14 protein-coding genes and 1 tRNA gene are annotated in these 14059 nt (G+C 59.3%); 4 read left to right on the top strand and 11 right to left on the bottom strand.

Translation table 11 applies throughout. From position 1 onward, the window contains the following. Positions 1–19 precede the first annotated feature (19 nt). Entirely contained in the window at positions 20–3529 is a 3510-nt protein-coding gene (locus G3A56_RS08440; RefSeq protein ID WP_082183705.1) for a PAS domain-containing hybrid sensor histidine kinase/response regulator, read from the bottom strand. 283 nt (positions 3530–3812) lie between these two features. Here G3A56_RS08440 and mscL point away from each other — a divergent pair, with 283 nt between their 5' ends. The 3 genes from mscL to galE all read left to right on the top strand — a co-directional run bounded on the left by mscL (position 3813) and on the right by galE (position 6908). Then, the gene (mscL, locus tag G3A56_RS08435) at positions 3813–4241 is read left to right on the top strand and encodes a large conductance mechanosensitive channel protein MscL (RefSeq protein ID WP_082183707.1); all 429 of its coding nucleotides are present in this window, start codon (positions 3813–3815) and stop codon (positions 4239–4241) included. 153 nt (positions 4242–4394) lie between these two features. Then, entirely contained in the window at positions 4395–5561 is a 1167-nt protein-coding gene (locus tag G3A56_RS08430; protein WP_082183708.1) for a pyridoxal phosphate-dependent aminotransferase, read from the top strand. Between the two features lie 315 nt (positions 5562–5876). Further along, complete coding sequence (gene galE, locus G3A56_RS08425) at positions 5877–6908, top strand: UDP-glucose 4-epimerase GalE (protein ID WP_035241584.1); 1032 nt, start codon at positions 5877–5879, stop codon at positions 6906–6908. A gap of 29 nt (positions 6909–6937) precedes the next feature. Here galE and G3A56_RS08420 read toward each other — a convergent pair whose 3' ends face one another. From G3A56_RS08420 to G3A56_RS08375, 10 genes are all read right to left on the bottom strand, one after another. Next, the gene (locus G3A56_RS08420; protein ID WP_082183710.1) at positions 6938–7753 is read right to left on the bottom strand and encodes a DUF6030 family protein; all 816 of its coding nucleotides are present in this window, start codon (positions 7751–7753) and stop codon (positions 6938–6940) included. 148 nt (positions 7754–7901) lie between these two features. Next, on the bottom strand, positions 7902–8129 hold the full coding sequence (gene yacG, locus G3A56_RS08415) for a DNA gyrase inhibitor YacG (protein WP_082183711.1): 228 nt from the start codon (positions 8127–8129) through the stop codon (positions 7902–7904). A gap of 3 nt (positions 8130–8132) precedes the next feature. Continuing rightward, complete coding sequence (locus G3A56_RS08410; RefSeq protein ID WP_003493812.1) at positions 8133–8756, bottom strand: Maf-like protein; 624 nt, start codon at positions 8754–8756, stop codon at positions 8133–8135. A gap of 32 nt (positions 8757–8788) precedes the next feature. After that, positions 8789–9007, bottom strand: a complete 219-nt coding sequence (infA, locus tag G3A56_RS08405) for a translation initiation factor IF-1 (RefSeq protein WP_003493814.1) — start codon at positions 9005–9007, stop codon at positions 8789–8791. Between the two features lie 143 nt (positions 9008–9150). Then, complete coding sequence (locus G3A56_RS08400) at positions 9151–9639, bottom strand: arsenate-mycothiol transferase ArsC (protein WP_003493816.1); 489 nt, start codon at positions 9637–9639, stop codon at positions 9151–9153. Between the two features lie 2 nt (positions 9640–9641). Then, positions 9642–10115: a UPF0262 family protein gene (locus tag G3A56_RS08395; RefSeq protein WP_003493818.1), complete on the bottom strand. Its 474-nt coding sequence runs from the start codon at positions 10113–10115 to the stop codon at positions 9642–9644. A 3-nt stretch (positions 10116–10118) separates the two neighbouring features. Beyond that, positions 10119–11417, bottom strand: coding sequence for a histidinol dehydrogenase (gene hisD, locus G3A56_RS08390; protein WP_082183713.1), 1299 nt, complete (start codon positions 11415–11417; stop codon positions 10119–10121). Between the two features lie 134 nt (positions 11418–11551). Then, the gene (locus G3A56_RS08385; protein WP_082183715.1) at positions 11552–11992 is read right to left on the bottom strand and encodes a DUF2948 family protein; all 441 of its coding nucleotides are present in this window, start codon (positions 11990–11992) and stop codon (positions 11552–11554) included. A gap of 114 nt (positions 11993–12106) precedes the next feature. Next, entirely contained in the window at positions 12107–13399 is a 1293-nt protein-coding gene (gene murA / locus G3A56_RS08380) for a UDP-N-acetylglucosamine 1-carboxyvinyltransferase (protein WP_082183717.1), read from the bottom strand. 102 nt (positions 13400–13501) lie between these two features. Beyond that, complete coding sequence (locus G3A56_RS08375; protein WP_082183718.1) at positions 13502–13768, bottom strand: hypothetical protein; 267 nt, start codon at positions 13766–13768, stop codon at positions 13502–13504. 154 nt (positions 13769–13922) lie between these two features. Between G3A56_RS08375 and G3A56_RS08370 the strand changes: the two genes are divergently transcribed. Continuing rightward, positions 13923–13997: transfer RNA gene (locus G3A56_RS08370), tRNA-Thr, on the top strand. Positions 13998–14059 lie beyond the last annotated feature (62 nt).

Genomic DNA, 14059 nt, shown 5'->3' with positions numbered 1-14059 from the left:
CGCAAGGTCTGGGAGTTTTTCATTCCGCCGCCGCGCGGGCCGTGCTGGATATCTGGTTGATATAGGCGCGCAGGGCAGCCGGCTTGACCGGCTTGTGCTGGACGGAAATCCCGTATTTCTCCGCATCGCTTCGCACTTCCGGGCTGCGGTCTGCCGTCAAAAGCAGGGCAGGGATCGCCTTGCCGTAAAAAGTCCTGATGAAGCGGATGGCGCTGATGCCGTCGCCATCGTCCAGATGGTAATCGGCGACGATAACGTCAGGTGCTGCGGTCAGGGTCAGGAAGGGTTCCTCCAGTGCCGCAACGGAGCCTGCGGGTAACACCTCGCAGCCCCAGCCCGAGAGCAGGAGGGTCATGCCCTCAAGGATTTTCGGCTCGTTGTCGATGCACAGGACCCTGATACCGTGAAGGCGATCGCTCGCCGCCGGATTGACGATTGCACCACCGGCTTTCGCGGGTGCGATCCGGTCCGCCTCGCGCGGCAGGTGGATGCGGAATGTCGTGCCCTTTCCGGGCGTTGAAATGAGCTGCACCGGATGGTGCAGCATGCGCGACAACCGATCGACGATGGAAAGGCCGAGCCCGAGACCGGACGCCGTTTTCGCACCTTCGTCCAGACGGGCGAATTCCTTGAAGACCGTACGGAATTTGGACGCCGGTATGCCGATGCCGGAATCCGTCACCTGAATGACGACCTCGCCGCCCCGACGACGCGCCCCGACGACGACCTTACCCGTCAGCGTATATTTGATGGCATTCGAGACCAGATTCTGTATCAGCCGGCGCAGGAGATTGGGGTCCGAGCGCACCGTCAGCGACGTGGGCATGACCACCAGATCGAGGTTCTTCTCCTGCGCCATAGGCGCAAAATCGGTCTCGATTCGTTTCAGCAGCTCATTCAGCGGCACCGATGTCATGCGCGCCTTCATCGACCCCGTGTCGAGGCGGGAAATGTCGAGCACTGCGCCGAGAATGGTCTCGACCGATTCGAGCGCTGAATCGATATTCTGCACGAGATCGCTTTCCCCCGATGCGCCAAGCCGCTCGACAAGCGAGGAGGAATAGAGGCGCGCTGCATTCAGCGGCTGGAGGATATCGTGACCGGCAGCGGCGAAAAAGCGTGTCTTGCCGATATTCGCTTCATCGGCAGATGCTCTCGCCTCCGCCAGTTCGCGGTTGACGCGGGTAAGCTCCACGGTGCGTTCCGCCACGCGCTGCTCCAGCGTTTCATTGGCCTGTTTCAGTGCCTGGTCGCTCGCCACCCGCTGCGTGATGTCGGTGAATGTGGCGACGATGCCCTTGTCAGGCATGGTGTTGGAACGCACCTCGATAATCCGCTCGCCGCCCGCAAGCACCAGCGAAAAGGGCAGGTCCATGGTGAGGAAGCTGGTAATAAGCTCATTCGTATCGCCGGCCGGCATGTCACCGCGTTCCTGCAGCATGGCGACGATATCCGTGAGCGGCACGCCCACCTGACCGAACTGCTCGGGCAAATCCAGAAGGGTGCGGAAGCGCCGGTTCCAGATCGTCAGCTGCTGCGAACTATCGAAAACGGCGATGCCCTGATCCATCTGCGCAAGCGCCGTCTGCAGCATGTCCTGATTATATTGCAGGGCTTCGCTTGCCTGATCCAGCAGCCAGGCGGTGTCTGCGCTGGTATCCTCCGCCTTCTGGAGAATGATGGACAGCACAAGACGGGCGGAGGAAGAGCCGATGGCGCTGCCGAGCAATTGTTCGGAAAAATGGATGAGCGCCATATCCGCCGGCTGGTCGTCATTGAGCTTCCTGCCCGCCGTCTTTTCATAGGTCGCCAGGGAGCGCAGCATGCGCTCTTCGCCGAGATAACGGGCGATCGCGCTTTTGAGATCGCCGACGCTGACGCGGGTTTTCCAGCCGCGCGTGGCAAATTGCGATTTCGAATGGCGCTTGACGAAGATGCCGGACTGGATGCGCTCCACCGGCCGTGGATTGCGCGAGAGCGAGCCCAGTACAAAGGCCAGACTGTTGACGAGCAGGCTGAGAATGACCGCATTCACGAATGGGTCTGCCTCCGGACCGTTGAAGACCGTACTTCCGGAAAACAGGAAGCCGAGAATGTTCGCCGCGACCTCGGAATTGTCAGGCCCGCCGAAGCTTGGCAAAAACAGCAGATAGGCCCAGACAAAAAAGCCCGAGCTGAGACCCGCAATCGCGCCGCGCGCATTGGCCCGCCGCCAGAACAGGCCGCCGAAGAGGGCAGGCGCCATCTGGGCGATGGCGGCGAAGGCCAGAAGGCCGATGGAGGCGAGTCCCGTGGCGCTGTCGGCGGCGCGGTAATAACCGTATCCGAGAAGCATCACCGCAAAGATCGCCGTCCTGCGGATGTTCAAAAGCGTTTTGGCGAAGTTGTCCCGGTGCGGTGAACGGTTCAACAGTTTCTGCCGCAGAAAGATCGGCATGACGATGTCGTTGGAGATCATGATCGACAGCGCGACAGAGGCGACGATTACCATTGCTGTCGCCGCCGAAAACCCGCCGATGAAGGTGATCAGCGACACGACCGGCATCTGATGGGCGAGCGGCAGTTGCAAGACGTAAAGATCGGCATCGCCATTTGCGCCGAGCGTCAGAATGCCGGCAAGCGCGATCGGCAGAACGAAGATGTTGATGGCAATGAGGTAGAGCGGCAGCAGGAACCCCGCCATGCGCAGCTCTTCCGGCGTGCGGTTTTCCACCACGGTGACGTGGAACTGACGCGGCAGAAGGATGATGGCGAAGCCGGAAAGCAGGGTCATCACGATCCAGCGGCTGATGGGCGTATGGTAGGATATGGCCTTCATGGCCTGTTCATTGCCGGAGGCGAGCTGCCATAAATGCGAGGGACCGTCGAAGAGAACGAACAGGACGTAAAAGCCGACCGTGCACATGGCGACCAGCTTGACGAGCGATTCCATCGAAATCGCCAGAATGAGGCCGTCCTGATGTTCGGTGGCATCGGTGTGGCGGGTGCCGAACATGACGGCGAAGCCCGCCATGACGATGGTGACGACCAGCGGCAGATCGAGGAAATAGAGATTGCCGCTGCCAATGCCGTAATCGCCGGGATCGACCATCGTCGCCACTGAATTGGAGACGGCTTTCAGCTGCAGCGCGATATAGGGAATGGCGCCGACAAGCGCGATGATGGCGACGATCATCGCCACAGTGGAGTTCTTGCCGTAACGGGCGGCGATGAAATCCGCAACCGATGTCAGCTTTTCCGTTTTGGCCAGCTCAACGATGCGGCGAATGATCGGCATGCCGATGGTGAAGGCGAGGATCGGCCCGGTATAGATGCCAAGAAATTCCAGCCCCCTGTCGGCGGCAAGCCCGACGCCGCCGAAATAGGTCCATGAGGTACAGTAGATCGCCAGGCTCAGCGCATAGACGAACGGTCGCCCTTTTTTCGGGGCGTTTCTTTTGCGGCTGTTCCTGTCCCCGTAGCTTGCAACCGCAAACAGCAGCAGGACATAAGCGAAGGCCGAACCGAATATGATCCACCCAGGAAGCACGCATCCTCCCCATGCCGGAATTCCCGAAGAGGAGCATAGGCGAATTCCGGGCCGTTGAGAATGAGTGCGGTCTGATCATAAAGTTCAAGATGAGAGCATTTCCCACTAAAAGCGTGTAGCGGTTTTATGCCCGGAAAATGCGCAGAAACAGGGTGCTGGCGTACAAAAAAGCTAATAAATGCAATCTTGACGAATTCCAAATGGGGTAAGGAAGCTATATGGTTGAGCGTGTAGGGACAGTCACATAGCTTCAGCTCGCGAAGCAGGAGAGAGGGACAACTGAATGCTTAATGAATTTAAAACCTTCATTGCCCGCGGCAATGTCATGGATCTGGCCGTGGGTGTGATCATCGGAGCGGCTTTCAGCAAGATCGTAGATTCCGTCGTCAACGATCTCATCATGCCGATCGTCGGCGCGATTTTCGGCGGCTTCGACTTCTCGAACTACTTCCTGCCGCTGAGTTCCAGCGTCACCGCCCCCTCGCTCGCCGCCGCCCGCGATCAGGGCGCCGTTTTCGCCTATGGCAACTTTCTCACGGTTCTTATCAACTTCCTCATTCTGGCCTGGATCATTTTCCTGATGGTCAAGGGCGTCAACAAGCTGCGGGCCTCGGTCGAGACCAAGAAGGTCGAGGAGAAGGCGGAAGCAGCGCCGCCGCCGGAAGACGTCAAGCTTCTCACCGAAATCCGCGATCTGCTCAAGACGCGTTAAAATCGGAAGTATCCCCGGCCTGATTGCCGGCCCATGTGGGCGGCGATCTCCGGCCGGGGATCGATCCATAAAGAAAATCCATGACCGCCTCACGGAATATCATGCATATCGGCTGCTCCATGGGATAAGAAGACACCAAACGGAGTGTCTTTAATGTCCATTTTGAACAGTCTGAGTGCACGCTCTCTGGCGGCTCCCGAGAGCGGCATTGTCGAGGTCGTGAATTATGCCCGGGGACGGGACAATCTTCTGCCCCTTTGGGTCGGCGAAGGTGATCTGCCGAGCCCCGACTTCATCAACAAGGCTGCCATCGACGGGCTCAACAATGGCGAGACCTTCTACACCTGGCAACGCGGCATTCCAGAATTGCGACAGGCGCTCAGCAGCTATTACGAGCGTCACTTTGCAGCCTCTCTCTCCCCTGAACATTTTTACGCAACAGGTTCCGGCATGCAGGCGATTGCGCTTGCCGTGCAGGCGCTGACCTCGCCGGGCGACGAGATGGTCTATCTCACGCCGACCTGGCCGAATATCGTCGCTGCCATCGGCGTGGCGGGCGCAAAGGCCGTTCCTGTCGGCATCGATTTTCACGATGGCCGCTGGGATCTCGACATCGGCAAGCTGGAAAGCGCGATCACCGGCAAGACCAGGGCGTTGTTCATCAACACGCCGTCCAACCCGACCGGATGGACCGCGACGCGCGACAATCTTCGCGATGTTCTGGCGCTTGCCCGCAAGCATGATCTGTGGATCGTGGCGGATGAGATTTATGCGCTTTATCACTATGCCGGCACCCGCGCGCCGTCGTTCCTCGACGTCATGGAACCGGATGACAAGATCGTCTTCGCCAACTCCTTCTCGAAGAACTGGTCCATGACCGGCTGGCGCGTCGGCTGGCTCGTGGCGCCGCCCGCCATCGGGCAGGTGATCGAGAACCTCATTCAATATTCCACCTCCGGCGTGGCGCAGTTCATGCAGCGCGGCGCGGTCGCCGCCCTCAATCATGGTGATGGTTTCGTCCGCGAAAACTATGAGCGCGCTTTGACCTCCCGCGACATACTTTGCGATGCCCTGATTGCAACGAACCGTGTCGAAACCCTGAAGCCGGACGGCGCCCTTTATGCCTTCCTCAAGATAGACGGCGTGACGGACAGCCGCGCCACGGCGCTGGATATCGTCGACAAGACCGGCGTCGGCCTCGCGCCTGGCACCGCCTTTGGCAAAGGCGGAGAACTGTTCCTGCGCGCCTGCTTCCTGCGCAACCCCAAACAGATCGAAGACGCCGCCGATCGGCTGGCGTCCTACATTCTCGGCAGGTAAATCTTCGCCCTGCCGCGCCGCGCATCATGCTGCGCGGCAGGTGCAAATCTGCCCCAGAAATCACGATGAGCTGCGAAAACTACAACCCCACGGCGTAGCCATCGACGTGAGCGCATTTCTATGCTATGCGCTGATTGTTCCTTTTATGAGAACATTTTCATCTAATAAATAAAAAGCACTTTATTGCGCTAACCAATCGTAAGCCACCTTTTCAGAGGGCTGAGGGTTTGATGGCGTATTCGCTGTGCAAGTAATCAATGATGAAGAATTATTGGCTTTGATGGGATCAAGAAAAGCAAACAGGGAAGTAATGTCATGGCTGTTCTTGTTACCGGTGGGGCCGGTTATATTGGAAGCCACATGGTGTGGGCTCTGCTCGACGCCGGGGAAGAGGTCGTTGTTGTCGACCGGCTTTCGACGGGATCGCGCTGGGCGATAGCACCGGCGGCGCGTTTCTATCTGGGCGATGCGGCGGATCGCACATTGCTCGGCCAGATATTCGAAGAAAACCAGATCGAGACCATTTTCCATTTCGCCGGCTCCGTCAGCGTTCCTGAATCGATCAGCCGGCCACTCGAATATTACGAAAACAATACTGGCACGACCCGCGCCCTCGTTGCGGCAGCGGTCGGCCACGGTATTCGCAACTTCATCTTTTCCTCGACAGCAGCCGTCTACGGCAACCAGCCCTTTGATGGCCCGGTTCCCGAAACCGCGATCCTCAGCCCGGAAAATCCCTACGGCCTGTCGAAACTCGCCTCCGAAATCATGCTGCGCGATGTCGTGCAGGCGCATGATTTCAACTATGTGGCGCTGCGCTATTTCAACGTTGCGGGCGCTGACCCGCAGGGCAGGGCAGGGCCTTCCCCCACCGGTGTTGCGAACCTCATCAAGGTAGCGTGCGAAGCCGCGACCGGCCGACGCGACCAGGTCGAGGTTTACGGAACGGATTACCCGACCGCGGATGGCACGGGCGTTCGCGACTATATCCACGTCAGCGATCTGATTGACGCACATATGCTGGCCATGGCGCATCTGCGCGCCGGTGGCGGCACAAGAACGCTCAATTGCGGTTATGGTGTGGGTTATTCGGTGCTGGATGTGCTGCACACGGTGCAGCGGCAATCCGGGCATGATTTCCCGATCATCCATTGTCCGCGCCGTGCGGGTGATATTGCGACGATGGTGGCGGATTCCGCTCGCATCCAGTCGGAGCTGAACTGGCGTCCGCGCTTCAACGATCTGGAAACCATCGTTCGCACCGCGCTTCAATGGGAAGCCAAGCGTCAGGCACAGCAAAATGACAGAATCCCGCCGGTCCGCCGCAAACTGGCGGCGATAGGCTAAGCCATCTTGCACTGACAGCTGTGGTTATCCTACGGCCGATAGAGTGTCGGTTTATCCGAAACGGTTGCGGCGGGAAGCCATTTCTCCGTGTCGAAAAAGCTGCGTGTCAGCTTCAGCCCCGGGGATTGTTCTGTTGCCAGCAAAATGATGTTCAGGCGATGCGGCGCAACCGGTTCCGGCTTTATGGAGACCGAAATACCAAAGTGCTGTGCCTGATAAGGCTGCCTGCTGCGTGCGGGTTCAAGGATGCTGGCTAGGTCGGCCCAGCGGGTTTGCCTGATGATCAGGGCCAGCGCCTCTTCAAGCTTTGTCAGAATAGCGCTGCCGTCCGGTGTCTCAGGCGCAACGGCCTTCATCCTGATGGAGCGAACCTCGCCGGAGGCCCCACCTCTGATGTCAAGGAAAAGCGATGCCCGTTCGGCAGACCCTGCCGCATTCTCCATCACGAGTTCGGCCATGCATTCGAAATTGCGGGTGTTCACCGTGCTGACGTGCCAGCCTTGCGGGGTGGAAAAACCCTGCGCGATAAAGCGGTTGCAGAGGTCTTTGCCGGAAAGAACGAAGTCGCGTGCAAAGGATGCCCTGCCGCCGGCTTGCTCGAATTTCAGCAAATGGGGTGGTAGATCGAGCTTCGGCGCAGGGAGTTTTTGCCGCTTGACGGGCTTCATTCGGGCAGGCTGCTCGACGGCACGAGTGGCAGGAACAAGGTTGAGATAGGTCAGCAGGTTTTTGAGGTGCTTTTTGTCATTGGCAAGCAGCACCGTCGCCGATATGGCGAGACAGACGGCCAGCACCGCAAACAGCAGCGCGCCATGGCTCACTCTTTTTTGCAAGCTCGCGTCCATCGGGGAACCTTAATGGCTGCCGGGGGAGGACGCCAGCCGGGTTTCAATATGGCTTTTCGGGCTATGAGTGGCCCTGTGAATATATTGCGGGCGAAAGCCCTGAAAATAATATGCAATTCACCGCCGGAACTTCCGGCGGCGCGTGATGTTATTCGGACGTATTCTTGCCGGTATCCTGTCCACCGGCGCTGCTCTCATCATCCGCGACGGGAATGGCATAGGAGCCGTTCAGCCAGCGGGAGAGATCGAGCGAACGGCAGCGATCGGAACAGAATGGATAATCGTCCCGGGTCGAGGGTCGCCCGCATTCCGGGCATGGCTGTGATTTCCGAAGCGGCGTGACATTTCCCACGCTTTCCTGGGATGGTTTTGCCATGGTCTATCCTTCGAGCCAGCCCGACGTCACCTCAAATCCTTCACCGGAAAGAAGCGATATGGTCTCGTAGAGCGGCAGGCCGACGACATTGGTATAGGAACCGGTCAGTTTCTGAACGAACGAACCGGCAATACCCTGGATGCCATAGGCACCCGCTTTGCCGCGCCATTGCCCGGAGGCGATATAGGCTTCGATCTCACGCGTGGAGAGGCGTTTGAAGCGCACCTTGGTTTCCACAACCTTCTGACGGATTTTGCCGCCGGGTGTCACAAGGCAAATGCCGGTATAGACCCAATGGCTGCGCCCGGAGAGAAGATGCAGCGCCGCCGAGGCTTCCTCGGTATATTCCGCCTTGCCCACAATGCGGCGACCCACGGCTACAACCGTGTCGGAACCGAGAACGTAAGCGTCTTTCCAGGCCTGCTCGCTTTTCAGCGCCGCATGGGCCGCCTCGGCCTTCTGCTGCGACAGGCGACGACACAGCGTGCGCGGATGCTCAAGCTTCGCGGGCGTCTCATCGATGTCCATCGGCATCAGACGTGCCGGCTCGATGCCGATCTGATGCAGCAGTTCCAGCCGCCGCGGCGAGCCGGATGCCAGAACGAGCTTTTGTTTTGATATTGTCATTGCGCTGCCCGGGCGTCCGATGCTGAAACGGATTACTTGAAGCGGTAGGTGATGCGGCCCTTGCTCAGGTCGTAAGGCGTCATTTCGACCAGCACCTTGTCGCCCGCCAGAACGCGGATACGGTTCTTGCGCATGCGGCCAGCGGTGTGGGCGATGATTTCGTGCTCATTCTCAAGCTTCACGCGGAATGTTGCGTTCGGCAGCAATTCGGTTACGATGCCCGGGAATTCAAGGACTTCTTCTTTTGTCATGTAAGGGTTTTCTTCCTGTTGATAGTGCCGGACATATCGAGTCCGGGAAAATTGCGCGGAAACTACACAATCCCGGCACATTTGTGAACCTCTAAAGCATCGGCTTGAAAATCGCGATTGATTTTAACAGGCCAAGGCGGTTTTCAGTCTTTTGAAAGCGTATCCGCCACCGGTTGCTGCCGCCTCGGCAGTCGTTCCGAGATCAGCTTTGCCAGATGGTCCCGCACCTCGCGATAGGCGTCGAGAATCTGCTCGCGCGTACCGGTGATCACCGTCGGGTCCATGGTCGGCCAATAGACCACATCGAGCGAATTCGAGCGGGTCAGTTCCAAGGCTGCGTGATGGGCTTCGGGTGTTAATGTAATGATCAGATCGAAAAAATCATCCTCGATCTCGTCCAGAGTGCGCGGCTTGTGCTTGCCGAGCGAGAAACCCTGTTCTTCCAGCACCGCATCCACGAAGGGATCGCGCTCTCCCGCCCTCACACCGGCCGACTGTATATAGATGCCGGGCGCCACCAGCCGTTTGGCGATGACCTCGGCCATGGGAGAGCGGATGGAGTTCATGCCGCACATGAAGAGAACCGATTTGGGCGCTCGTCCCTCATTTGGCGCTGCGGCAGGATCGCTCATCTCTAACCCCGCCAATAAAGCACGCAGACAAGGGTGAAGAGGCGGCGCGCCGTGTCGAAGTCCACTTTGATCTTGCCGGAAAGCCGGTCCATCAGTGTCTGCGACCCGTCATTGTGAATACCCCGCCGGCCCATGTCGATCGCCTCGATCTGGCTGGGCGTGGAGGAGCGTATCGCCTCGTAGTAGCTTTCGCAGATCAGGAAATAATCCTTGATGATGCGGCGGAACGGCGTCAGCGACAGGATATGGGTCGAGACATCCTTTTCGTCTTCGGTTTTGATCGAGAAAACCAGCTTGGCGTCGACCAGCGAGATATGCAGCCGGTATGGACCGCCTTCATGGCCGAACGGTTCGAACGTGTTTTCCTCGATCAGATCGAAGATGGCGACGGCGCGTTCATGCTCCACGTCGGGCGTGGACCGGCCGATGCTATCGTCCAGAACCACATCGCAGAGCCGGAAATCGCCTGAAGCCATCTCTTAACTTTCCGGGTTGAGGCGAATGGAGACGGACCGCGCATGCGCGTCCAGCCCTTCCGAGCGCGCAAGGGTGATCGCTGCCGGCGCAAGCTGCCGCAGCTGCTCCGGACCGAGGCGCAGGATCGAGGTGCGCTTGACGAAATCCAGCACCGAAAGGCCGGAGGAGAAGCGTGCCGAGCGTGCCGTCGGCAGAACGTGGTTGGAGCCGCCGACATAGTCGCCGATAACCTCAGGCGTATGGCGTCCGACGAAGATCGCGCCCGCATTGCGGATGTGGGTCATCAGCGCATCCGGATCGTCGACGGCAAGTTCCAGGTGCTCGGCGGCGATGCGGTTGGCCAGCGGAATGGCATCGGTGAGCTTGTCGACCAGAATGATCGCGCCGAAATCGGCCCAGCTTGCCGCCGCCGTCTCGGAACGTGACAGACGCTTCAGCTGCAGCTCGACAGCAGCCTCAACCGCCTTGCCGAGTTCGGCATTGTCGGTGATCAGGATGGATTGCGCGCCGCGATCGTGCTCCGCCTGGGCGAGAAGATCAGCTGCCAGCCAGTCCGGATCATTGTCACTGTCGGCAATGACGAGCACTTCGGAGGGGCCGGCGATCATGTCGATACCCACAGTACCGAAGACCTGGCGCTTGGCGGCCGCCACATAGGCGTTACCTGGACCGACGATCTTCGCGACCGGCGCGATGCTTTCCGTGCCATAGGCAAGAGCTGCGACAGCCTGCGCCCCGCCGATGCGATAGATTTCCTCTACGCCCGCAATACGCGCCGCAGCCAGCACCGCCGGATTGACCGCGCCGCCATTGGCCGGCACGACCATGACGATGCGTTCCACACCGGCAACCTTGGCCGGTACGGCATTCATCAGCACCGAGCTTGGATAGCTGGCGGTGCCGCCCGGCACATAAAGGCCAACGGCTTCAATGGCGGTCCAGCGCGAGCCGAGGCCCACGCCGATATCGTCCTCGTAGATGTCGTCCTTCGGCATCTGCCGTGCATGGTGTTTTTCGATACGCCGGGCTGCGAGTTCGAGGGCCTCGATCACACTCTTGTCGACGGCGGCAAAGGCCGCATCGATCTCATCCACTGTTACCCGCATCGAGACCTTGGAAAAATCGATGCCGTCGAATTTCAGGGAATAATGGGCAAGGGCCGCATCGCCGCGGTGGCGGACATCGTTGATGATGTCGCGAACGGTCGCGTTGACGTCTTCGGAAACTTCTCTCTTGGTTGTCAGGAAGGCAGCGAATTTCTGTTCGAAATCAGCCGATGCCCGCTCCAGCCAGATTGCCACGCCATTACCCTTTCATTGTCCCCGCGGGTAATCCCCGCGAGGTGCACGAACTTACCGCAGCAATATTGCGGCTCTGGTATGTGGCATAGATCGAAACGGTTACGAAAGGCAACCGTTGCAGTGGCGTGGAGCGCTTATTCGCTATCGGGATGATGCGGTTTGGCGGCCGTTTCCCAGGCACCGCTCACATCGGTCAGCTGGGCCTCGATGCATTCCACGTCGAGCGCGATTGCGCCGCCGCCCGAAAGCGTCAGTTCGACAGCGCCATCCGGCCCTTCGCCATTCTGCACGAAGCGGATGGCGAGAAGCGAAAGCACCTGTTCCTTGTCGTCGCGGTTGATGCCATGCGAGCGAACGGCGGAGACCCGCTTCAGGAAAACCACGCTGCGGCAGCGCTCCGGCGGCAGGTTCTTTTTCTCGGTGCTTTCCCAGACGAAGCGGTTGGCGGACAGCGAAAATTGGCCGTGCTTCGGCTCGAAGGAGACATCCTTCAGCTTGAAGACGCTGTCCTGCATATGCGTTGAAATGACGGAGAGATCTTCATTATCCAGCGCGAGCAATTTCAGGCCGCTCATCGTTTCTTTCCTTTTCCGCGGGCCACGGCCCGCAATGTCTATTTCTTGCTATTGAAATAGGCAGTCGCGGGCCGCTCTGCAACGGGTAGAAACGGATGAGCGGCGATGAAAGGATCAATCGCTGACGCGTTCAACCAGCGCACCGCAGCGGGTGAGCTTTTCTTCAAGACGTTCGAAGCCGCGATCGAGGTGGTAGACGCGCGACACCATGGTCTCGCCTTCCGCCACCAGACCAGCAATCACCAGCGACACCGAGGCGCGCAGATCCGTCGCCATGACGGGCGCACCCTTCAGGCGGGAAACACCCTCGATGCGGGCCATCTGTCCGGAGAGCGAAATTTTCGCGCCGAGACGGGCCAGTTCCTGCACATGCATGAAGCGGTTTTCGAAGATGGTCTCGGTGATATGCGAGACACCCTGCGACCGGGTCATCAGCGCCATGAACTGCGCCTGCAGATCGGTTGGGAAGCCGGGGAAAGGTTCGGTGACGATATCGACCGGCTGAATGCCGTTGCCGTTGCGCACGACGCGCAGGCCGGTTTCCGTGTCGCTGATGCCAACACCCGCAAGCCGCAGCGTGTCGAGCGCATTGTCGAGCAGCGAGGCGCGCGTGCCTTCCAGCACCACGTCGCCACCGGCCATGGCAACGGCCATGGCATAGGTGCCGGTCTCGATACGGTCAGGCAGAACCCGGTGGCGTGCGCCGGAGAGCGAGGTGACGCCTTCAATGGTGATGGTGGAGGTGCCGGCACCCTCGATCTTCGCGCCCATGGCAGTCAGGCACTGCGCCAGATCGACCACTTCAGGTTCGCGGGCGGCGTTATGGATGACGGTGGTGCCTCTGGCAAGGCTTGCGGCCATCAGCATCACATGCGTCGCGCCGACGGAGACTTTCGGGAATGTGTAGACAGCGCCGATCAGGCCGCCCTTAGGAGCCGTGGCGTTGATGTAGCCGCCGTCGATCTCCATCGTCGCACCCAGCGCCTCAAGACCCTCGATGAACAGGTCGACCGGGCGCGTGCCGATGGCGCAGCCGCCAGGCAGGGAAACGCGGGCGCGGCCCTCACGGGCCAGAAGCGGGCCGATGACCCAGAAGCTGGCGCGCATCTTGGAAACCAGCTCGTAAGGGGCGGTGGTGTCGACAATGGTGCGGCACGTGAAGTGCACGGTGCGGGAATAGGCCTCGCCCTGGCTTTCGCGGCGGCCATTGACGGAGATATCGACGCCGTGATTGCCGAGAATACGGATGAGCTGCTCCACATCAGCCAGATGCGGCACGTTTTCAAGCGTCAGCGTATCGCTGGTCAGAAGCGATGCGATCATCAACGGCAAGGCGGCGTTTTTCGCGCCGGAGATGGGAATGATGCCGTTGAGCTTGTTGCCACCCGTAATTCTGATGCGATCCATGCGTCCCTACGGGCCTGCGCCCGCCTTTCTTTATCTGCCTTGCGGAAAGGCGCGTCCTTAGACGAGTTTCCGCGGCGTTTCAATTTTATGCTCGTGAATTCTCTATGAGGATGATTCGTCCGTTTTTGCGGCAGGCAGGCCAATCGTTTCATCCGCATCGCCGGCGCGGCGCGCACGAACCTGCTGTTTGCGCTTCTGAAGGTTTTCACGCAGCTTCTTTGCCGCCCGCGCCTTGCGCTCCGCCTCGCGCTGGCGCGCCTTCTCGCCGGGACCAGCTTGCGCGTTGCCGTTTGCCGCAAAGGCGGATGGCTCTGCGGAAGCATCCGCGGAAACCGCTGCCTTTGCCTGTTTGTCATGATGTTCGTTCATAAATTCAGCAATATCCGAAAAATACCTTTTTCAACAGGGGCACGCTTTTTTGCCCCGCTTGATCAAGAATATCGTTTTGCGACTTGCGCTCGTCAAAAACCTATGGCAATAGGCCGCCACGCTTGATGCTGAAGCAAACGCTTCGGCACCGGATGCTGCTATAGCTCAGGGGTAGAGCACTCCCTTGGTAAGGGAGAGGCCGAGAGTTCAAATCTCTCTAGCAGCACCATTTTATCCCAGTAAAATCAAAAATTTATGCCGGTACACAAGGCGCACGCCTCAGCCTGTACG

Origin of the sequence: Rhizobium oryzihabitans (assembly GCF_010669145.1) — a bacterium.
Taxonomy (GTDB): Bacteria; Pseudomonadota; Alphaproteobacteria; order Rhizobiales; family Rhizobiaceae; genus Agrobacterium; species Agrobacterium oryzihabitans.
Note: the sequence above shows the minus strand (reverse complement) of the source record. Positions and strands in the feature narration are given on the sequence as shown.